Origin of the sequence: Amycolatopsis sp. NBC_00355, from assembly GCF_036104975.1 — a bacterium.
Lineage (GTDB): Bacteria > Actinomycetota > Actinomycetes > Mycobacteriales > Pseudonocardiaceae > Amycolatopsis.
Genome location: NZ_CP107982.1, coordinates 5,243,563 through 5,263,198, shown reverse-complemented (window position 1 = coordinate 5,263,198; position 19,636 = coordinate 5,243,563). Strand labels below are relative to the sequence as shown.

Genomic DNA, 19,636 nt, shown 5'->3' with positions numbered 1-19,636 from the left:
CAACATTAAGCGTCGCGACCGACAGAATATTTCCCCGAAAGCCGCGAAAGCCCCCTCACCGGCGTTTTCGGTCGGTAAGGGGGCTTTCGCGGGCTTCCGGGATCAGGTGATGTCGCGCTTCTGGTTGCCCAGCCAGCCGAAGCCGAAGAAGAGCATCGTCCACGCGAAGAAGATCAGCGCCGAGGCCCACCACGAGAGCACGCCGGGCGCGGCCGCGGTGTACTGCAGCAGCAGCTGCGCCCCCGTGTTGACGTCGGCGGGCAGGTTGAGCGAGTTGAACCCGAACGCGTCCGCGGCGATACCGCCGACGATGCCGTTCGCGGTGCCGTTCGGCAGGATCCCGCCCAGCAGGGTCGTCTGGCCCCAGAGCAGGATCACCAGGACGTTCTCCACGATCAGGAACCACACCAGGAACAGCACCACCGCCAGCGGCACGCTGCGCAGCACCGCGCCGAAGCCGATGCCGAACAACGTCACCAGCACCGCGGCCAGCACCGTCCCGCCGAGCGCGGCCAGCCACTGGCCCGCCGACGGCCAGCGGCCCGAGTCGACCGACGCCATCACGGCGATCGCCGAGACGCCGAAGCTGACCAGCCCGTAGATCGCGCCCCACCCGACGTAGGTGAGCATCTTCGCGGTCAGCGCCGAGATCCGGTTCGGCGCGGTCAGGAACGTCGTCGTGATCGTCTTGCTGCGGTACTCGCCGGCCAGCGCGAAGATGCCGAACAGCCCGGGGACGAGCTGCGCGATGTTCACGCCGTGCGCCAGCGCGAGCAGCCCCACCGGCACCTGGTTCGGGTCCAGGCCGATCAGCCGGGTGACCTGCCGGGCGTCGCTGTCGGAGCTCAGGAAGTCCGCGAAGTCGTTGGTGATCTTGCCCCACGCGAACGTCAGCCAGAACGCCACCAGCGCCAGCGGGATGAGCAGCACCCACCACGTCTTCAGCGAGAGCGTCTTGCGGAACTCCGCCTTGATCAGGTTCCCCATCACTGCTGCGGACCTCCCCAGTGCTGCTGCTGTTGCGGCCCCGACGGCGGACCCTGCTGGTACTGCTGCGGGTAGCCGGGCGGCGGCGGGCCCTGGTACTGCGGCTGCGGGGGATACCCCTGAGGACCGCCGCTGAACTGGCCCTGCGTCAGCTGGAAGAACATCCGCTCGAGGTCGGCGTGCTCCTCCTGCATCCCGTAGACCGCGATCCCGGCCTTCGCGGCCAGGTCCCCGATCTGCTGCACCGACGAGCCCGCGACGGCGACCCGGCCGTCCGGCGTCGGCGAAACCTGGTTGATGCCGTTCTCCTGCAACGCCTTCACCAGCGCCGCGGGATCCGCCGGCTGCACGAGCACCCGCGACTGCTGGCCCTTGCGCAGCTGGTCCAGCGACCCGTTGTAGCGCGTCACGCCCTGGCTGATGATGACCACCTGGTCGATCAGCTGCTCCACCTCGTTGAGCAGGTGGCTCGACACGAGCACCGTGCGATGCTGCTCATGGGCGTAAGAGCGCAGGAAGTTGCGCAGCCAGAGGATGCCCTCCGGGTCCAGGCCGTTCGTCGGCTCGTCGAGCACCAGCACCTGAGGATCGCCCAGCAACGCCGTCGCCAGCGCGAGCCGCTGCCGCATGCCGAGCGAGAACCCGCCCGCCTTCCGGTCGGCGGCGCTGCCCAGGCCGACCAGGCCCAGGACGTCGTCCGCGCGCTGGTCGGGCACCCCGATCGCGGCGGCGTAGACCCGCAGGTGGTTGCGCGCCGTCCGGCTCGGGTGGAACCCCTCGTTCTCGAGCACCGAGCCCACCACCCGCGCCGGGTTCCCCAGCTGCGAGTGCGGCCTCCCGTTGATCGTCGCCGACCCCTGCGTCGGCGTCACCAGCCCGAGCAACATGCGGAGCGTCGTCGTCTTGCCGGCGCCGTTCGGGCCGAGGAAGCCCGTCACCGAGCCCGGCTCGACCGTGAAACTCAGGTTCTGCACAGCGTTCACCGTGCCGAACTGTTTGCTCAGGTTCTGCACCACAATCCGGCCACTGCCGTCGTGCATACCGTCCCCTAACGTTCCCGCTGATGGGGCGCATCCTGCCCTACTCGGGCGACCCGCGCGCACGGAACGGCGGAACCGGCCGAGAGCGACCTTCGTCACGTTCCGCAACCGGTTCCGGGCACGGGCGGTAGCAGTGGCGAGCGTCTGACCAGAGGGTTTGCGGTCGACAGTCACTCGTGGGCGGGTCGAGTTGATAAAGAATTTGCCAGACTTGCCGACCCGGTGCAGCAAAGTCGCCCCGCGCCCTCTAAGGTGGAACACGGCGGCCCGCTCCCAATGACCCCCAGGTTGGTTGAGCGGGTCGCCGTTTCGTCTCCGCTTCGGGCTTCGCCCTTCGCTTCGTCTTCATTGTTTCTCCCGGGGGCCGAGCCCCCGGACCCCCACGGTGCCTTCTCCTCCGCTTCCAGCGTGGCCGGCTTCGGGGCCGGGGCGGCTTCCGGTGAAGGTGTGATTACCGGGGTGGCCGGCTTCTGCTCTTGCTCTTGCTCTTGGGTGCCTGTGTTGCCTGCTCCGGCGTTTGTGGGGTTGCTGTGGCATCTTGGCTCGATGCGGATCTTGCTCGTCGAGGACGAGCTGCGGCTGGCCGAGGCCTTGCGGGCCGGGCTCAGTGCCGAGGGGTATGCCGTCGATGTCGCGCACAACGGGCGGGATGCTCTGTGGTTCGCCGGGGAACATCCCTACTCGGCCATCGTGCTCGACATCATGCTTCCCGGCCTCAACGGCTACCGCGTCTGCCGGCGGCTGCGCGATCAAGGGGACAGCACCCCGATCCTCATGCTCACCGCCAAGGACGGCGAGGACGACGAGATCGAGGCCCTCGACACCGGCGCCGACGACTTCCTGCCCAAGCCCTTCTCCTACGGCGTCCTGCTCTCCCGGCTGCGCGCCCTCATCCGCCGCGGTGGCGCCACCCGGCCGGGGGTCCTCAAACTGGGGGACCTCGAACTCGACCCGGCCACGCGCAGCTGCCGGCGCGGGGACTCCGACATCACGCTCACCGGCAAGGAGTTCGCGCTGCTCGCCTACCTCGTGCAACGGCCGGGGCAGGTCGTCACCAAGGCCGAGCTGCTCGACAACCTGTGGGACTTCGCCTCCTCGGCCACCGCCAACCTGGTGGAGGTGCACGTCAGCGCATTACGCCGGAAGCTCGGCGGCGAGACCATCCGGACGGTCCGCGGTGCGGGCTACCTCGTGGTGGCTTCCGGTGCGTAGGGTGTTCCGTTCGACCCGCTTTCGTGTCGCGTTGACGGCTTTCGCGACCTCCGCTGTCGCGCTCGGTGCGGTGTCCGTTTGGTTCGTGGTGCAGTCCCAGAGCCGCCTCGAAAACGCCGCCCAGCAGCTCGCCGTGGCCCACGCGGAAGCGGTCGTCCAGCTGCTCGACACCGGCGCCAAGCCCGATGACCTGCGACTGCTCGTCCGTGACTCGATCTACGAAGTCACCGACCGGTCGGGGCACCGGCTGGCGTCCTGCCCGGCGCTGCGCGGGGCCACCTTGGCCGCGTACGACGCCGACGTCACGGTGGGGCCGGGCGCCATCGACCGGGCCGATCCCGCCTCCGTCGGCTGCGCCCCCGAACTGGGCGGGCTCGACGAAGACCTCACCGTGCACGTCATCCACGAGGTCAGCGGCGACAGCGAGTACGACGTCTACGCCGGTGTCCGGATCGACCCCGAAGGCCAGGCGGCGGTCGACTCGGCCCGCGCCACGCTCACCGCCGGCGTCCCCACGGTCGCCGTGCTGATCGGCGTGATCGCGTGGTTCGCCGTCAGCCGCTCGCTGCGGCCGGTCGAGGCGATCCGCGCCGAGGTCGCCGAGATCGGCGCGCACGACCTCGGCCGCCGCGTCCCCGCGCCGGGCAGCGCCGACGAGATCGCGCGCCTCGCCGCGACGATGAACTCGATGCTCGCCCGGCTCGACGACGCCGTCACCCGGCAGAGCCGGTTCACCTCCGACGCGTCGCACGAGCTGCGCACCCCGCTCGCCTCGATGCGGACGCAGCTGGAGGTGCTGCTGGCCCACCCCGACCGGCTCGACTGGCGCGCCGCCTGCGAGAACGCGCTGCTCGACGTCACCCGGATGCAGGACCTCGTCGCGGACCTCGTGCTGCTCGGCAAGCTGGACGCCGGCCCGGACCGCCTCGAACCCGTGGCCCTGGCCGAGGTGGCCGAAGCCGCGGTCGCCGGTCGCGACGTCCACGTCGAAGTCCGCGCGACGCCGGTCGTGCGCGGCCACCGGCCCCGGCTGGAACGGCTGGTCCGCAACCTCGTCGACAACGCCGAGCGGCACGCGACGTCCCGCGTCGTCGTCGAAGTGTCCGTTGTGGACGGACAGGCGGTGCTCGCGGTCAGCGACGACGGCCCCGGCATCCCGGAGGCGGACCGCGAGCGCGTCTTCGACCGCTTCGTCCGGCTGGACGACGGCCGCGCCCGCGACGACGGCGGCGCCGGGCTGGGGCTGGCCATCGTCGCCGACATCGCCCGCGCCCACGGCGGCACCGCCGAGCTCGAAGGCGGGAGCCGGTTCGTCGTCCGGCTCCCGGAGCTGAAGACGTCTTAAGGTCGCTTCAGCTCCGGTTCAGCGTCCGCGCCCGACGCTGCGGCCATGATCGTTCGTTCCTGGTGGCGGCCGCTCGACCACGCCGAGTTCCGCGCGTCGTCGTGGTTTCCCGGCTTGACCGGCCTGCGCGCGCTCGCCGCCCTCGCCGTCGTGTTCTTCCACTACGGCGGCCCGGTCGTCGACCGGCTGCAGGGCTGGATCGCCGTCCAGCTGTTCTTCGTGCTGTCCGGTTTCCTCATCACGACCCTCGCGCTGCGGGAAGAGGACCGCACGGGCCGGATTTCCCTGCGCGGCTTCTACGTCCGCCGCGTCTTCCGGATCCTGCCGGTGTACTTCCTGCTGCTCGGGTTGACGGCGCTGGCCGTGACGCTCGCCGGGACCTACCACGCCAGCCGGCTCGCCGACGCGATGCCGTTCTACCTGACGTTCTTCAACGAGGTCGTCGACTACAACACGCCCTACCCGACGTCGTGGTCGCTGGGTGTGGAGGAGAAGTTCTACCTCGTCTGGCCCGCGCTGCTCGTGCTGACGTCGTTCGCGCGCAGCCGGAAATCCTTGCTGCGCGCCGTGATCGGCGCCGGTGTGGTGTGCTTCGTGCTCGGCGTGCTGCCGCTGGCGCCGTCGGCGCAGTGGGCGAGCTTGTCCGTGCACTACTGCTCGCTGGTCATCGGCTGCCTGCTCGGCCTGGCGCTGCATCACCCGCGCGGGTTCGCTGTGTTCCGGCCGCTGACCAGCCCGGCCGCGGCGGTGCTGGTGGCGCTCGGATTCGTCGTGCTGCAGTTCTCGGTCAAGCCACTGGGGCAGCTGCTCGGCGGGCACTGGCAGTACGTCGTGCCGATCTACGCGGCCGGGTCGGCGCTGCTGCTCGTCGCCGTGATCGCGCAGAGTCCGGTCCGGCGGCTGCTGGCGAGCCGCCCGTTCACGTTCGTCGGGGACCGGTCGTACGCGCTGTACCTCGCGCAGACCGGCGCCGCGGGCGTGACCGGCCTCCTGCTGCCGACCGGCCTCGCCAAGGCCGCCGCGACGTCGGCCGTCGCGTTGCTCTTCGCGTGCGGGCTGCGCCGCTGGGTCGAGCTGCCGGCCATCGCGTACGGCCGGCGGCTCCTGGCCAAACTCCTGGCAAAAGGAGAGCGGGCCCCTGCCGACGCACGACAGGGACCCGCTCGGGTGAGGTGAACGTCAGGCGAGGACGGTGGCCAGCGGCGTGTGCGGCAGGTCGTGGGCCACCGCGACCGGGCCGTTGGTCAGGGCGCCGGCGTGGGTGTTGAGGCCCTTCGCCAGGGCCGCGTCCGCCTGCAGCGCCGTCTTCCAGCCGTGCTCGGCCAGCTGGACCGCGTAGGGCAGCGTGACGTTCGTGAGGCCGTAAGTGGACGTGCGGGGCACCGCGCCCGGCATGTTCGCGACGCAGTAGAAGACCGACTCGTGCACGGTGTAGGTCGGGTCGTCGTGCGTGGTCGGGCGGGAGTCGGCGAAGCAGCCGCCCTGGTCGATCGCGATGTCGACGAGCACACTGCCCGCCTTCATCCGCGAGACCAGCTCGTTCGAGACCAGCTTCGGCGCCTTCGCGCCCGGCACCAGCACCGCGCCGACGACCATGTCGGCCTGCAGCACGGCCTCCTCGACCGACAGGCGGTTCGACGTCACCGTGCGGATGCGGCCGCCGAAGTCGTTGTCGATCTGGCGGAGGCGGTCGACGTTGGTGTCCAGGATCTCGACGTCCGAACCGAGGCCCAGCGCGACGCGGGCGGCGTTGAGGCCGGCCACGCCACCGCCGATGACGACGACGCGTGCCGGGTGCACGCCGGGGATGCCGCCGGGCAGCACGCCGCGGCCGCCGCTCGGCTTCATCAGGGAGAACGCGCCGACCTGCGGGGCCAGCCGGCCCGCGACCTCGGACATCGGGGCGAGCAGCGGCAGCGCGCCGGTGGCGGTCTGGACGGTCTCGTAGGCGATCGCGGTGGTGCCCGCGGCCAGCAGCGCGTCGGTCAGCGGCCGGTCGGCGGCGATGTGCAGGTAGGTGAAGAGCACCTGGTCGGCGCGCAGGCGCGGGTACTCCTCGGCGATCGGCTCCTTGACCTTGAGCACGAGCTCGCCCTGGGCCCAGGTCTCGTCCGCGGTGGCGAGGATCTTCGCGCCGGCGGCGACGTACTCCTCGTCGGTGATCGAGGAGCCGACACCGGCACCGGTCTCGACGAACACGTCGTGCCCGCGGCCGACCAGCTCGTGCACCCCCGCCGGGGTCAGCGCGACCCGGTACTCGTGCTTCTTGATCTCACGGGGAACGGCGATACGCACGGTCGGCCTCCTGGGTCGGTCTGCGTCCGGAATCGGTGCGGTGGTGTCCTTCACGGTGAGCCACCCGGACGGCGGTGTCATCGTGCTGAGCGGACAGTTATTCGACGCATTCATAGTGCTGAGCCGACAGGCCATTGACTTCGACCGCGCTTGAAGTTGCAGCCTGTGCGGCATGCGCGTGGTGTGGATGCGGGAGTTCGGCGGTCCGGAAGTACTCGTCCCGGGGGAGGCCCCGGACCCGGTCGCGGGGGACGGCCGGGTGGTGGTCGAGGTGGCGTTCGCGAACACCACGTTCGTCGAGACGCAGATGCGGGCGGGCGGCCCGGGACCGTTCCGTCCCCGGCTGCCGATCGTGCCCGGCAACGGCGTCGGCGGCGTGATCAGCGCGGTCGGCGCGGGGGTGGACCCGGACCTCGCCGGGCAGCGGGTGGTCACGTCGACCGGGGGTTCCGGCGGGTATGCCCAACGCGTCGCGGTGGACGCGGCGTCGGTGTTCCCGGTGCCGGAGGGGCTGGCGCTCGACGCGGCGGTGGCGTTGCTCGCGGACGGCCGCACCGCGACCGGCCTGATCCACGCGACCGGGGTGCGGCCCGGCGACCGGGTGCTGGTCGAAGCGGCGGCGGGCGGGGTCGGCGGCCTGCTGGTCCAGCTGGCGAAGGCCGCGGGGGCGTCGGTGGTGGGCGCCGCGGGCGGCCCGGCGAAGGTGGCGCGAGTGCTGGGCGCCGACGCGGTCGTCGACTACTCGCGCCCGGACTGGACGTCTGCGGTCGGCGAGGTCGACGTGGTCTTCGACGGCGTGGGCGGCGCCATCGGCACGGCGGCGTTCGGCCTGCTGCGCCCCGGCGGCCGGATGGCGAGCTACGGCCTGGCGGGCGGTTCGTGGGCGGAAGTGTCCGAAGAGGACGCTGCCGCCCGAGACGTCTCGCTGGTCCGCGGGATCGGCGGCCCCGAGGACATGCGCACGTTCACGAAGTCGGCGTTGACGGAAGCGGCGGAGGGCCGCCTGGTCCCCCTGATCGGCCAGCGCTTCCCGCTGGCCCGGGCAGCCGACGCCCACACGGCGATGGAATCCCGCACCACGGTGGGCAAAACGCTGCTGGTCCCGTGAAAAGCCGTGAATGGCACATTGAGGGACTCAGAGTCCCTCAATGTGCCATTCACGGCTTTGAGCGTCAGGCGCGGTAGGCGGACCAGGAGCTGGTCATCCGCGTGCCCTGGCCCGCGGTGAACTCGTACATGCAGCCGTCGTAGCTGTAGTCCATGAAGTTGTGGATCGGGTCGCTGCCCGCGGCCGAGCAGGTGTTCTTGCTCGCCGGGCAGCCGGACGTCGCGGTGGCTTCGGCCGGGGTGTCGGAGACGTAGTCGCCCGAACCGGAGCAGCCGCCCTGGAACGTGTGGTAGAGCCCCATCCAGTGGCCGACTTCGTGGGTCGCCGTGTCGCCCTCGTTGTAGTTGGTCGCCGAGCGGCCCGGGAGGGACTCGTCGAGGATGACGACGCCGTCGAGCTTCGGCGACGACGTGTAGTTCCACGGGAACGTCGCCCAGCCGAGCAGGTCGTCACCGAGGTTGGCGGTGTAGATGTTCAGCGCGTTCTTGCCGCCCTTGCGCAGCGCGTTCTTCATGTTGCGCTCGGCGGACGTGCCGTCGGTGATGCCGTTGTACCAGGTGGAGTTGTTCGTGTAGTCCGTGCTCACCAGGCTGAAGCTGAAGCCCTTGCTGCCGTACGCGCTGTTGAGCACCGAGATCTGCTTGGTGATCGTGGCGGCCGGCAGGTTGCCGGTCGAGCCGCTGGTGATCACGTGGAAGTACACCGGGATCGACGTCGCCGCGGGCGCGAGCGCGGCACGCTTGCCGGCCAGCTTGCTCTGCATGTCGGCTTCGACACGGGCCGCTTCGGCCGGCGACAGGCTGTCGGCGTGGCCGTCCTTGCTGCGGTCCGCGGACTGCGTCGGCGTGAAGCAGTCGCCGCTCGGCGCCGCGACGGCACTGCCGGCCGTGGTGCCCGGGACGGCCAGGGAAACCAGGGAGAGCGCGGACACCGCGCCCAGCTTCAGGGCCCTGCGAAAACTCATGGACACTCCTCTGCGACGACCCGGCCACCCCGGGTGGTGCAGCGAAAATGCGCCGTCGAACCGCCGGAATCCACCTTCTTTCGGCGGGAAAGGACAATCCGTACTATCGGCGCGATCCATGCGGACCAGTGCATAAGCCAGAACGGCTCAGCTCCAGCGCAACGCCACCAGCTGGGTGATCAGCGCGAGCCGGACGTCGGGGTCGTCGAGGTCGAGCGGGACCAGCTCCAGCAGCTTCCGCATCCGGTACCGCAGGGTGTTGGGGTGGATCCGCAGCTCGCGCGCCGCCGCCCGCGGGTCGCCGGGGTGCCGCAGCCACTCGTAGAGCGTGTCGGTGTACCCGGCCTTGCTCGTCTCGTCGTGGGCGCGCAACGCGCCGAGCGGCCCGAGGTCCGCGACCTTCGCCGCGACCGCCGCCGTCGCCCCGCGGTGCAGCGCCAGGGCCGTCCAAGCCTCGTCGAAGGTGATGACACGCTCGTCGAGGATTTCCGCGCGCAGCAGGCCGAGCGCTTCGTCGGCTTGGGCGCGGGACGTCGAGAGGTCGCCGATCTCGCCGGGCGCGCCCGCCGCGGCTCGCGGGGCGCCGCCGCGCCGGGACGCCGACTGCGTCGCGAGCGCCTCGCGCAGCTCGGCCCAGCCGCCGGAGCCGGCGCGGTCGGGGACCACGGCGTAGAGCAGGCCGCCCAGTTCGGTGGCCACCGGACGGCGGCCGATGCCCTGGGACAGCCGTTCCAGCAACGCGAGCCGCAGGCCCTCGGCGTCCCGGCCGTCGCCGCCGGTGACCTCGATGACGACCACGCGGTGCGGCTCGTCGGACAGGTCCAGCTCCGCCATCGCCTTGCGCGGGTTCGCCCGGCCTTCGAGCACGCCGCGCAGCAGTTCGGCCGACGCGCGGCGCTGCGCGTCCGTGTAAGCCCGCCGGCGCAGCAGGTGCAGCGCGACGACCGGGGCGGCGTCGGCGAAGGCGGCCGCGCGCTCGTCGGACACCGGCCCGGCGACCACCGCCCACATCGAGCCGAGCAGCTCGCCGCCCATCCGGATCGGCACGATCAGCCGCGGCAGCGTGCCGTCGCGCTGGGCCGGCACGAAGATCGTCTGCCGCCCGCGCGAGAGCTCGCGGAACACCCCGCGCGAGCGGAACCGCGCGAGGACGTCGTCCGGGATGCGGCGGCCCATGATCGTGGCGACGCGCGCGGGGTCGGTGAGGTCCTGACGGGCGGAGTAGGCGAGCACGCGCGAGTTGGTGTCCTCGATGGTCACCGGAGCGTCCACAACGGACGCGACGGCGTCGGCCAGCCGGAAGAGATCGCCGGAGCCGGTGTCGTTCTCGAGGTTCTCGGACTCGTCGGCGAGCGCGTCGAGGACGGTCCGCAGCAGCCACACGAGCTGCGCCCACGACGTCGCGGCGTGCACCTGGATCAGCGCGATCCCGGCGGCTTTCGCCGCCCGCTTCACCGACGTCTTCGCGGCGACGGGCGGCTTGAGCAGCACCGCGGCGGCGCCCTGCTCGGCGCTCTGTTTCACCAGCTCGGCGGCGTCTTCGGGCCCGGTGGTGGCGACGCCGAGCACGAGGTCCCCGGCGGCAAGGGTGACGCCCCCGCCGGGCTCGGCGATCACGACATCGGCGACGGCGGGCGAGTCGTCGGGCACCTGGAGCGCGTGGAGCAGCGTCGGCCCCACCCGGTCGACCACGCTGCGCACCGACACCACCGGCTCATTCTCGCCGAAAACGGATCGCGCGGCTCGCTAGGGTCGGCGAGGTGAACGAACCCCGGCGGATCGTCGAATCCGGCTACGACAGCTCGGCGGAGCGCTACCTCGAGTGGAGCGCGCGGATCGCCGACGACCCGCGGCTGCGGTTCCTGGGGGAGCTGACCGGCCGGCTCGACGACGGCGCCGCGGTGCTCGACCTCGGCTGCGGTGCGGGCGTGCCGTGCACGGCGCTGCTCGCCGACCGCCACGACGTCCTCGGCGTCGACCTGTCCGCGGCGCAGCTGGCTCTCGCGCGGCGGAACGTCCCGGGCGCGCGGTTCGAGAAGGCCGACATGGCGGAGGTGTCGTTCCCTGGCGGGAGTTTCGACGCCGTCACGGCGTTCTATTCGGTCCTGCACGTGCCCCGCGAGGACCAGGGCGACCTCTTCACGCGGATCGCCGGCTGGCTGCGGCCCGGCGGCTGGTTCCTGGCCGCGCTGGGCTGCAGTGAGGTGAACGGCGTCGAAGCCGACTGGCTCGGCACACCGATGTTCTTCAGCAGCCACGCCCCGGCGGAGAACCGCCGGCTCCTCGAAGCCGCCGGTTTCACGCTGGTCGTGGACGAGCAGGTGACGATGCGCGAGCCCGAAGGCGACGCGACCTTCCACTGGGTGCTGGGACGGCTCTAACGCGACAGGACCGCCGTCAGCACTCGCCCCAACTCGCCCGCCGGGTCCTCGGCCGGCTCCTTCGCGCGCCAGGCGACGATGCCGTCCGGCCGCACCAGGGACGCACCCCCGCGGGACAGGCCGTACTTCGCGGCGAACTCGTCACCGTCCACAACGCGGCAATCCAGCCGCACCCCGGTCCCGGTCGCGATGTCCGAGGCCGCCGGGGCCCACCGCGAATCGTCGCCGGCGCAGAGCAGTACCCACGAATGCCCCAGCAAGTCCACTGTGGACGCCATGCCGGGCGCGCGGAAACCGGGCCGGCCGGTCGGCGCCAGGATGTCTTCGACGCGTGCGCCGTCGTCCGGCTCCTCCGAGAGCACCGCCGTCGACCGGTAGCGGAACCCGAGGACCGCCGCCAAGGGGTCCTCGGCCTGCGTCAGTCCGGAGACGTCCAGGTCGGGACGCATCCGCTCCTTCAAGTTGTGCAGCGACATGTCGACAATCATCCGCGCGATCGGCTTCCGCTCGGCCTCGTAGGTGTCCAGCAGCGCTTCGCCCGCGTCGCCGCGAAGGACCGAAGCGAGCTTCCACGCGATGTCCGCGCCGTCGCCGACCGCCGTGTTGCCGCCCTGGCCGCCGGTCGGCGGGGTCACCTTCGCCGCGTCGCCGACCAGGAAGACCCGCCCGGACCGGAACCGCTCCGCCAGCCGCGCGGCGATCTCCCACGAGCCCGTCCAGACGATCTTCGGATCGAGGTCCGGCAGGTCGGTGGCGGTGCGGATCATCGCGACCAGCCGGTCGTGCCCGAAGTCGTCCGGGCTCTCGCCGCGTTCGGGGTGGTAATCCGGGCCGAAGACGTACCGGCCGGCGACGTCGGTGTTCGTCAGCCCGGCGGTGAACTCCGGGTGCCGCAGGTAGAACAGGTCGGTCACGCCCGCCTTGACGCGGTCGCCGAGGTCGGCGTCGAACACCACGCCCAGGCAGTGACTGAGCCCGTCCAAGCCGTCCGCCGGGATGCCCAGCGCCTGCCGGATCCCGCTGCGCCCACCGTCGGCCGCGACGACGTAGTCCGCGCGCACCACCGTCTCCTCGCCGGAGTCGCGGTGCCGCAGCGTCGCGGTGACGCCGTCGTCGTCCTGGGTCAGCTCGACGAGGTCGGTCCGGAACCGGACGCGGGCGCCCGCCTTCTCCGCGGCCGCCAGCAGGATCGGCTCGACGACGTCCTGCCCGGCCATGCCGTGCGGCATCGTGGTCGTGGCCGAGACGTCGAACTCGCTGCCGTCCTCGGTGATCCGGTGGAACACCTGCCCGGCCAGGCTGGTCGCGACCGTGATCCGCAGGCCCTGGGACGCTCTCGGGCTGGCGTGCAGCACGTCGTCGTCGATGCCCGCCCAGTGGAACAGCTCCATCGTGCGCCAGTTCTGCCCGGAGGCCCGCGAGTGGACCGACGTTCCCGCGTGCCGCTCGACCGTCAGCACGTCCACTCCGTCCTGCGCCAGGAACATCGACGCCGACAATCCGCCGAGTCCGGCCCCCACGACCAGCACCTGTGCCCGTTCCGTCATGACTACCTCCCGTTGAGTCTCCCTGTGCAAAGTATCTTAGTAACAGAGAGATTTAGTTGGCAAGACAATTGTTCGCGACCACCCCGGGTAGCGTGTCTCCCAGGACGTGGGAACGGTTGGGTACTCCGTTCGGCCGAAGTAGCTTCGGACGCGCAGCCCTCCAGCACCCCCTTGAGCCGCAAGGAGAACCGATGAGCGCGGACGACACCTCGGCGTGGTCCTTCGAGACCAGGCAGATCCACGCGGGCGCCGCGCCGGATCCGGCCACGGGCGCGCGGGCGACGCCGATCTACCAGACGACGTCGTACGTCTTCCGCGACAGCCAGCACGGCGCCGACCTGTTCAGCCTGGCCGAGCCGGGCAACATCTACACGCGGATCATGAACCCGACGCAGGACGTCCTGGAGCAGCGGGTCGCCGCGCTCGAAGGCGGCGTCGCGGCGCTCGCGTTCGCGTCCGGTTCGGCCGCCACCACCGCGGCGATCCTCAACCTCGCCAACGCGGGCGACCACTTCGTCTCCAGCCCGTCGCTCTACGGCGGCACCTACAACCTCTTCCACTACACGCTGCCGAAGCTCGGCATCGAGGTCTCGTTCGTCGAGGACCAGGACGACCTCGAGCAGTGGCGCGCCGCCGTCCGCCCGAACACGAAGCTGTTCTTCGCCGAGACGCTGGCCAACCCGGGCAGCAACGTCCTCGACATCCGCGGCGTCGCCGACACCGCGCACGAGGCCGGTGTCCCACTGGTCGTCGACAACACGGTGCCGACGCCGTTCCTGCTGCGCCCGATCGAGCACGGCGCCGACATCGTCGTCCACTCGGCGACCAAGTACCTCGGCGGCCACGGCACCACGGTGGCCGGTGTACTGGTCGACGGCGGCACGTTCGACTTCGGCAAGGACGCGGCGAAGTTCCCGGGCTTCACCGAGCCCGACCCGAGCTACCACGGTCTCAAGTACTGGGAGGCGCTCGGCCCGGGCGCGTACGCCGCGAAGGCGCGCGTCCAGATCCTGCGCGACACCGGCGCGGCCATCTCACCGTTGAACAGCTTCCTGATCCTGCAGGGCATCGAGACGCTGTCGCTGCGCCTCGAGCGGCACGTGGCGAACGCGCAGGCGCTCGCCGAGTGGCTCGAGCAGCGCGACGAGGTCGAGAAGGTCTACTACGCCGGCCTGCCGTCCAGCCCGTTCTACTCCGCAGCGCAGAAGTACCTGCCGCGCGGCGCGGGCGCGGTGCTGTCGTTCGACCTGCGCGGCGGCGTCGACGCCGGCCGCAAGTTCGTCGACGGCACCGAACTGCACAGCCAGCTGGTCAACATCGGTGACGTCCGTAGCCTGATCGTGCACCCGGCGTCCACCACGCACAGCCAGCTTTCGCCGGAAGAGCAGCTGGCCAGCGGCGTGACGCCGGGTCTGGTCCGGCTCGCCGTCGGGCTGGAAGGCGTCGAGGACCTCAAGGCCGACCTGGAAGCCGGATTCCGGGCGGCCAAGGCGGATCTGTGACGGCTGAGCCCGTCACCGGGGCCTGGCGGATCGGGGATCCGCCAGGCCGCCGGCAGTTCGTCACCGGCCCCGGGCTCACGCTCGAGGCCGGTGGTGCGCTTCCGGGCTACACCCTGGCGTACGAGACGTGGGGGACGCTCAACTCCGACGCGTCCAACGCGATCCTCGTCGAGCACGCCCTGACCGGCGACAGCCACGCCGCCGGCCCGGCCGAGCCCGGGCATCCCGGCGCGGGCTGGTGGGACGGGCTGATCGGGCCCGGGAAAGCCTTGGACACCAAGGAGTTCTTCGTCGTGGTCCCGAACGTGCTCGGCGGCTGCCAGGGGTCGACCGGGCCGTCGTCGCCCGACCCGGACGGGACGCCGTGGGGCAGCCGCTTCCCGGTGGTGACGGTCCGGGACCAGGTCACGACCGAGGCGGTGCTGGCGGACGCGCTCGGGATCGCCCGCTGGGCGGCTGTCGTCGGCGGGTCCATGGGCGGGATGCGCGCGCTCGAGTGGGCGGTTTCGCTGCCCTCGCGGGTGGCGACGGTGCTGGTCCTGGCCTCGACGGCGCGCGCGTCAGCGGAGCAGATCGCCTGGGCCGCTCCGCAGCTGCACGCGATCCGCGCGGACCCGGACTGGCACGGCGGTGACTACTACTCGGCGCCGGCCGGGCCGTTTCGCGGCCTCGGCGTCGCGCGCCGGATCGCGCACGTGACCTACCGCAGCGAGCCGGAGCTGGCCGAGCGGTTCGGCCGGACGTACCAGGGTGACGAGGACCCGTTGCGGGGTGGGCGGTTCGCCGTCGAGTCCTATTTGGACCACCACGCCGAGAAGCTGGCCGGCCGGTTCGACGCGAACAGCTACCTGGTGCTGACGGAGTCGATGAACACCCACGACGTCGGCCGTGATCGTGGCGGCGTCGCGGCGGCCTTGGGCCGGGTGACGGCTCGCGCGGTGATCGGCGGCGTGGACAGCGACCGGCTGTACCCGCTGTACCAGTCGGCGGAGATCGCTGCCGGGATCAAGGGGACGACGGAGCCTTCGGTGGTGACGTCGCCGTACGGCCACGACTCGTTCCTCATCGAGACCGAGCAGATCGCCGCCTTGGTGAAGGCGTTGCTGGGTTAGCGACCCGTTCTCCCAGCCGTACCAGACGTTCCGCCACTCGCCGGGACGCGCCGGCCGCGACGTCGCCGAGCCGTTCCGCCGCCTTGTCCGAAAGCTTCGCCACCCGCCAGGCGACGTCATCGGCGCGCTCGCCCGCCTCTTCGCCGGCGGTGCTGATCCGGTCGGCCAGCCGGCCGGTGCCCGCGACGAGAAGATCCTTGAGAGCCATGGCTTTCCCTCCTAGAGCATCCCGGCGCGGCGCCACAGCACCGCGCTCGGCCCGCCGATCAGGTCGTTCTCCCGCAGGAACCGCACCAGCTTCCGGGCGCCGAAGGCGAGCGTCTCCCGCCGGTGCGCGCTCGCCCGCGCGGCCGCGACGGCCACGGCGGGATCGAGCCCGGCGCGCTGGTACTGCCGCGGCCGGGACAGCAGCCGCGACATCAGCAACGCGCCCACGGCGACGACCAGTCGCGTGAACTCCTTGCGCCACCACGGCGCGCCGGCCAGCGAACGGACCAGGTCGTCCCGCGCGTAGCGGACGTGCCGCGCCTCTTCGGTCACGTGGATCCGCATCACCGCGCGCACCAGCGGCTGCACCGATTCGTCGTCGAGGTGCTCACGCTGCAGCGCGTCGAAGATCTCTTCGCCGATCAGCGTGGCCACCCACATCGCGGGCCCGTGCAGGATCAGCGGCAACGTCTGCGCGGAGCGCTGCAGCCAGCGGTTGTTGCGGTAGGGCCGGCCGCCGACGCGCTCGATCAGCGTCGCGAACATCGTGGAGTGCCGGCATTCGTCGGCGACCTCGGTCAGCGCGTAGTGCACGTGGCGGGTGGTCGGGTCCTGCCGGTAGGACGCGCGCAGCAGCATCTGCATGAGGATGATCTCGAACCAGATGCCGACGCTGACGGTGTTGACCAGCTCCTGGCGCGACAGCTCGATCCGCTGTTCGCGGGTCAGCGTGTCCCACAGCGGCGTGCCGTACAGCGAAACCAGCCGTTCGGGGATGAAGAACTGGTCCTCGTTGAGCGGCGCGGCCCAGTGGACGTCGACGTCCGGGTCGTAGGAGAGCCGGGCGCTCGACTTGAGCAGCCGCTCGGCCGTCGCTTCCCGATCACCCATTCCGCGCCTCCCGGTGTCGTGAAACACTAGAACGCATGTAACAAGTTTCGTCAAGTTGTAAAGCGGCTTAGGGTTGGCCCATGCGCAACCTCCTGCAGCACGCGCTCGACGCCGAGCTGCCCGGCGACGAGACGTCCGAACGGATCATGGGCGCGGCCCTGACCCAGGCCGAGGACTTCGGGCTGCGCCGGTTCACCGTGGACGACGTCGCGCGCCGCGTCGGCCTCTCACGCGTGACGATCTACCGCTACTTCCCGAAGAAGGACCAGCTGCTCAACGCGCTGATCCTGCGGGAGATGAAGCGGTTCCTGACGAAGGTCGACGCCGTCGTCGAGGCCCAGGACTCCCCGGAGGAGAAGCTCATCGAGGGGTTGAGCTTCTCCCTGGGATACCTGCGCGGCCACCGGCTGCTCACCCGCCTGCTGCGCACCGAGCCGGAGCTGATCCTGCCGCACCTGACGGTCCAGGCGGGCGGCCTCTTCGCGGCCGCCCGCGCCCGGATCGCGACGCACTTCCGCGCGGAGATCGCCGCGGGGCGTCTCAGCCTGCCGGACGACGACATCGACGGCATGGCCGAGCTGCTGATCCGGATCGTGGTCTCCCTGGTGCTCACGCCCGAGACGGTGCTGCCGGTCGACGACGACGTCGAACGCCGTCGCGTCGCGGAGCTCTACCTGACCCCGATCGTCCGCTCCCTGCGCCCGGCGTAGACGCGTCACTTTCGTAGGGAAAGATGCGCCTCGACCCGGCGGCGACGCATCTTTCCCTAGGAAAGTGACGCCTCAGTCCGAGACGGCTTCGGAGATCCAGGGGGCCACCGGCAGGTCGCGGTCCAAGCACTCCACCGACAGCCGGATCGTCCAGCGCAGGGCCTGCAGCACCAGGCTGTCGACCTCGTCCGGCGCGGCGTTGGCCAGGGCGATCTCGACCTGCTCCTGCGCCGCCTCGGTGTTGCCGTGCACTTCGGCGAGCAGCGTCCGCACGGCCGTCCGCACCGGCGGGTCGGCCTGGTCGATCGACACTTCTTCGCCGTCCTCGTCGAAGACCTGGACCTTGACCGGCGCGGTGCCGCCGTCGCCCAGGGTCGAGACCATCGCGCTGCACTCGCCGAACAGCAGCAGCATCAGGTGCTTGGTCTCGTCCGCGCGGGCCTGCGGTTCGGTCGCCGTCGGGGCGACCTCGACGAGGGCCTCGGCGTCGTCGCCGACGCTCAGCGCGGTCAACGCGCGCTGGGCCTTCTCGACGAGCCGCTCGTTCCAGTCCGGGTCCACGTGCCCCATCAAACACCAGCGACGGCGCTCGTGGGGATACCTTGATCCGGGTCGGTCATCCGGCCGCGCGCAGAGCACCCAACGCGAGCCGGGAGAGCAGTTCGGCGAGTTCGCCGTCACCGAGATGGCGGTTGTACGGGGTCGAGTTGATCAGTCCGAACACGGCGTGTGCCGCCGAACGCGCCTGCCGTTCGCCCAGCTCCGGCATGGCTTCGCGGATCGCCCGCACCCACACTTCGACGTATTGGCGCTGCAGCGCGCGCACCTGCTTGCGGTCGGCGTCGGTGAGGTTCGCGAGGTTGCGCTCCTGGACGGTGATCAGCGCCGGGTGGTTGAGCGCGAAGCCGACGTGGAACGCGACGAGCCCGGCCAGCGTGTCGTCCGGCGTGCCGGGCCTGCCCGCCCACGTCGTGCCGCCGTCGAGCAGGTAGCGGCTGATCGAGTTCAGCATCTCGCCGAGGATCGCGTCCTTGCTCCGGAAGTGGCGGTAGAGCGCCGGGCCGGAGATGCCGACCGCGGCGCCGATGTCGTCGATGCCGACGCCGTGGAAGCCGTGGTGGGCGAACAGTTCGGCGGCCGCGGCCAGGATCTGTTCGCGTCTGTTCGCCTTCTCGCCGTTCACGAGTGGCGTCGGGTTCGCGGCCATCCGGCCATATTAGGGGCGACAGGTTAGCGAGCGCTAACAAGCAGGTCCGGGGTAACGGTTAGTGAACGTTAACCACTCGCCCGTCTTAAGTCGTGGGCCAAGAGAGTTACTTGCTGGTAGTCGCTCTTCCTTGTGGGGCCTTCACCTGGTGTGCTTTTCAGGTCGGTTCTGTCACAAAGGAGTGGCCCATGGGGGTTCCGATCCGCCTGTCCCGGCGATTCTTCCAGCGATCGATCACGGCTCTCGGCGCCGTCGTCCTGTCCACTCTCGGTGTCACGGGCCTCGCCCAGGCCGCCGGGACCGTCTACGCAGCGGTCGGTGATTCCTACTCCTCGGGAGTCGGCGCCGGCAGCTACGGCAGTTCCGGGAGCTGCTACCGCAGCTCCAACGCCTACCCGCAGCTGTGGGCCAACGCGCACAGCGGCACGTCGCTCACCTTCCTGGCCTGTTCCGGCGCCCGGACGGGTGACGTCATCAGCCAGGCCAACTCCATCCCCTCCAACGCGACCCTGGTCACGGTCACCGTGGGCGGCAACGACGCCGGCTTCAGCGACGTGATCCAGACCTGCACCCTCGGCAGCGACGCGGACTGCACCAACCGCGTCAACACCGCGAAGACCTACGTCAACAACACCCTGCCGGCGCTGCTGACGAACACCTACAACGCGATCAAGGCGAAGGCGCCGGGCGCGCGGCTCGTCGTCCTGTCCTACCCGCGCTTCTACACCGTGCCCGGCTCCTGCTGGGTCGGGCTGAGCGACACCAAGCGCACCGCGATCAACTCGGGCGCCGACACGCTGGCGTCGGTGACGGCGTCGCGGGCGGCGGCGGCGGGCGCGACGTTCGTCGACGTCCGGCCGTCGTTCGTGGGGCACAACATCTGCTCCTCGTCCGGCGACTACCTGCACAGCCTCACCTGGCCGGTCATCGAGTCGTACCACCCGACGGCGGCCGGTCAGTCCGGCGGCTACTACGCCCCGCTGCGGGGTGCCATCGGCTGAACCCGGTCCCCTCCGGTCCGTGAAGGCCACCCCGGTGCGTCCGGGGTGGCCTTCACGGCATTCCGGCGACTGGACAGTCAGGTTAGCGGTCGCTAACATCGGGACGGAGGTTAACGACCGCTAACTT

General features: G+C 71.0%; 18 protein-coding genes. 9 read left to right on the top strand and 9 right to left on the bottom strand.

Features of this window, described 5'->3' with window-relative positions; genetic code table 11:
- Window positions 1-102 precede the first annotated feature (102 nt).
- Together OHS18_RS23370 and OHS18_RS23365 are read right to left on the bottom strand one after the other, a co-directional pair.
- A complete protein-coding gene (locus OHS18_RS23370; RefSeq protein ID WP_328449295.1) occupies window positions 103-987 on the bottom strand; it encodes an ABC transporter permease in 885 nt (294 codons plus the stop codon).
- Window positions 987-2,027: an ABC transporter ATP-binding protein gene (locus OHS18_RS23365; protein ID WP_328612412.1), complete on the bottom strand. Its 1,041-nt coding sequence runs from the start codon at window positions 2,025-2,027 to the stop codon at window positions 987-989. The genes OHS18_RS23370 and OHS18_RS23365 overlap by 1 nt, the downstream gene beginning before the upstream one ends.
- 546 nt (window positions 2,028-2,573) lie before the next feature.
- Between OHS18_RS23365 and OHS18_RS23360 the strand changes: the two genes are divergently transcribed.
- The 3 genes from OHS18_RS23360 to OHS18_RS23350 all read left to right on the top strand — a co-directional run bounded on the left by OHS18_RS23360 (window position 2,574) and on the right by OHS18_RS23350 (window position 5,760).
- Window positions 2,574-3,239 (top strand): response regulator transcription factor, encoded by a 666-nt coding sequence (locus tag OHS18_RS23360; protein ID WP_328449297.1) that lies wholly within the window; start codon window positions 2,574-2,576, stop codon window positions 3,237-3,239.
- A 70-nt stretch (window positions 3,240-3,309) separates the two neighbouring features.
- Complete coding sequence (locus OHS18_RS23355; protein ID WP_328612411.1) at window positions 3,310-4,584, top strand: sensor histidine kinase; 1,275 nt, start codon at window positions 3,310-3,312, stop codon at window positions 4,582-4,584.
- A gap of 45 nt (window positions 4,585-4,629) precedes the next feature.
- On the top strand, window positions 4,630-5,760 hold the full coding sequence (locus OHS18_RS23350) for an acyltransferase family protein (protein ID WP_328612410.1): 1,131 nt from the start codon (window positions 4,630-4,632) through the stop codon (window positions 5,758-5,760).
- A 3-nt stretch (window positions 5,761-5,763) separates the two neighbouring features.
- Here the strand turns inward: OHS18_RS23350 and ald are convergent, their stop codons facing one another.
- Window positions 5,764-6,879: an alanine dehydrogenase gene (gene ald / locus OHS18_RS23345; RefSeq protein ID WP_328612409.1), complete on the bottom strand. Its 1,116-nt coding sequence runs from the start codon at window positions 6,877-6,879 to the stop codon at window positions 5,764-5,766.
- A 172-nt stretch (window positions 6,880-7,051) separates the two neighbouring features.
- On the opposite strand from ald, the gene OHS18_RS23340 reads away from it, so the two are divergent.
- Window positions 7,052-7,987 carry a zinc-binding dehydrogenase gene (locus tag OHS18_RS23340; RefSeq protein ID WP_328612408.1) on the top strand — a complete coding sequence of 312 codons (936 nt, stop codon included), beginning with the start codon at window positions 7,052-7,054 and terminating at the stop codon, window positions 7,985-7,987.
- 64 nt (window positions 7,988-8,051) lie between these two features.
- On the opposite strand, the gene OHS18_RS23335 is transcribed toward OHS18_RS23340, so the two are convergent.
- Together OHS18_RS23335 and OHS18_RS23330 are read right to left on the bottom strand one after the other, a co-directional pair.
- Entirely contained in the window at window positions 8,052-8,951 is a 900-nt protein-coding gene (locus OHS18_RS23335; protein ID WP_328449306.1) for a zinc metalloprotease, read from the bottom strand.
- Window positions 8,952-9,098: 147 nt separating this feature from the next.
- Entirely contained in the window at window positions 9,099-10,661 is a 1,563-nt protein-coding gene (locus OHS18_RS23330) for a PucR family transcriptional regulator (protein WP_328612407.1), read from the bottom strand.
- A gap of 50 nt (window positions 10,662-10,711) precedes the next feature.
- Between OHS18_RS23330 and OHS18_RS23325 the strand changes: the two genes are divergently transcribed.
- On the top strand, window positions 10,712-11,332 hold the full coding sequence (locus OHS18_RS23325) for a class I SAM-dependent methyltransferase (protein ID WP_328612406.1): 621 nt from the start codon (window positions 10,712-10,714) through the stop codon (window positions 11,330-11,332).
- Here OHS18_RS23325 and rdmE read toward each other — a convergent pair.
- Window positions 11,329-12,879, bottom strand: coding sequence for an aklavinone 12-hydroxylase RdmE (gene rdmE, locus OHS18_RS23320; protein ID WP_328612405.1), 1,551 nt, complete (start codon window positions 12,877-12,879; stop codon window positions 11,329-11,331). The genes OHS18_RS23325 and rdmE overlap by 4 nt on opposite strands.
- 191 nt (window positions 12,880-13,070) lie before the next feature.
- On the opposite strand from rdmE, the gene OHS18_RS23315 reads away from it, so the two are divergent.
- Window positions 13,071-14,381: a bifunctional o-acetylhomoserine/o-acetylserine sulfhydrylase gene (locus tag OHS18_RS23315; RefSeq protein WP_328449312.1), complete on the top strand. Its 1,311-nt coding sequence runs from the start codon at window positions 13,071-13,073 to the stop codon at window positions 14,379-14,381.
- Window positions 14,378-15,493: a homoserine O-acetyltransferase MetX gene (gene metX, locus OHS18_RS23310; protein WP_328612404.1), complete on the top strand. Its 1,116-nt coding sequence runs from the start codon at window positions 14,378-14,380 to the stop codon at window positions 15,491-15,493. Before OHS18_RS23315 ends, metX begins: the two co-directional genes overlap by 4 nt.
- 219 nt (window positions 15,494-15,712) lie before the next feature.
- Here the strand turns inward: metX and OHS18_RS23305 are convergent, their stop codons facing one another.
- Window positions 15,713-16,591 carry an AurF N-oxygenase family protein gene (locus OHS18_RS23305; protein ID WP_328449317.1) on the bottom strand — a complete coding sequence of 293 codons (879 nt, stop codon included), beginning with the start codon at window positions 16,589-16,591 and terminating at the stop codon, window positions 15,713-15,715.
- A gap of 80 nt (window positions 16,592-16,671) precedes the next feature.
- On the opposite strand from OHS18_RS23305, the gene OHS18_RS23300 reads away from it, so the two are divergent.
- Entirely contained in the window at window positions 16,672-17,301 is a 630-nt protein-coding gene (locus OHS18_RS23300) for a TetR/AcrR family transcriptional regulator (RefSeq protein ID WP_328449319.1), read from the top strand.
- Between the two features lie 72 nt (window positions 17,302-17,373).
- Here OHS18_RS23300 and OHS18_RS23295 read toward each other — a convergent pair whose 3' ends face one another.
- Entirely contained in the window at window positions 17,374-17,871 is a 498-nt protein-coding gene (locus tag OHS18_RS23295; RefSeq protein ID WP_328449321.1) for a hypothetical protein, read from the bottom strand.
- Between the two features lie 46 nt (window positions 17,872-17,917).
- A complete protein-coding gene (locus OHS18_RS23290) occupies window positions 17,918-18,508 on the bottom strand; it encodes an SACE_7040 family transcriptional regulator (RefSeq protein WP_328449322.1) in 591 nt (196 codons plus the stop codon).
- A gap of 188 nt (window positions 18,509-18,696) precedes the next feature.
- Between OHS18_RS23290 and OHS18_RS23285 the strand changes: the two genes are divergently transcribed.
- Window positions 18,697-19,509, top strand: coding sequence for an SGNH/GDSL hydrolase family protein (locus OHS18_RS23285; protein WP_328612403.1), 813 nt, complete (start codon window positions 18,697-18,699; stop codon window positions 19,507-19,509).
- Window positions 19,510-19,636: the final 127 nt, after the last annotated feature.

What these genes read in the sequence shown, in the direction of transcription:
- OHS18_RS23370 (WP_328449295.1), bottom strand. Translation starts at nt 987, where the DNA reads ATGGGGAACCTGATCAAGGCGGAGTTCCGCAAGACGCTCTCGCTGAAG.
- OHS18_RS23365 (WP_328612412.1), bottom strand. Translation starts at nt 2,027, where the DNA reads ATGCACGACGGCAGTGGCCGGATTGTGGTGCAGAACCTGAGCAAACAG.
- OHS18_RS23285 (WP_328612403.1), top strand. Translation starts at nt 18,697, where the DNA reads ATGGGGGTTCCGATCCGCCTGTCCCGGCGATTCTTCCAGCGATCGATC.
- OHS18_RS23300 (WP_328449319.1), top strand. Translation starts at nt 16,672, where the DNA reads ATGCGCAACCTCCTGCAGCACGCGCTCGACGCCGAGCTGCCCGGCGAC.
- OHS18_RS23350 (WP_328612410.1), top strand. Translation starts at nt 4,630, where the DNA reads ATGATCGTTCGTTCCTGGTGGCGGCCGCTCGACCACGCCGAGTTCCGC.
- OHS18_RS23360 (WP_328449297.1), top strand. Translation starts at nt 2,574, where the DNA reads ATGCGGATCTTGCTCGTCGAGGACGAGCTGCGGCTGGCCGAGGCCTTG.
- OHS18_RS23340 (WP_328612408.1), top strand. Translation starts at nt 7,052, where the DNA reads ATGCGCGTGGTGTGGATGCGGGAGTTCGGCGGTCCGGAAGTACTCGTC.
- OHS18_RS23305 (WP_328449317.1), bottom strand. Translation starts at nt 16,591, where the DNA reads ATGGGTGATCGGGAAGCGACGGCCGAGCGGCTGCTCAAGTCGAGCGCC.
- rdmE (WP_328612405.1), bottom strand. Translation starts at nt 12,879, where the DNA reads ATGACGGAACGGGCACAGGTGCTGGTCGTGGGGGCCGGACTCGGCGGA.
- OHS18_RS23335 (WP_328449306.1), bottom strand. Translation starts at nt 8,951, where the DNA reads ATGAGTTTTCGCAGGGCCCTGAAGCTGGGCGCGGTGTCCGCGCTCTCC.
- OHS18_RS23290 (WP_328449322.1), bottom strand. Translation starts at nt 18,508, where the DNA reads ATGGCCGCGAACCCGACGCCACTCGTGAACGGCGAGAAGGCGAACAGA.
- OHS18_RS23315 (WP_328449312.1), top strand. Translation starts at nt 13,071, where the DNA reads ATGAGCGCGGACGACACCTCGGCGTGGTCCTTCGAGACCAGGCAGATC.
- OHS18_RS23295 (WP_328449321.1), bottom strand. Translation starts at nt 17,871, where the DNA reads ATGGGGCACGTGGACCCGGACTGGAACGAGCGGCTCGTCGAGAAGGCC.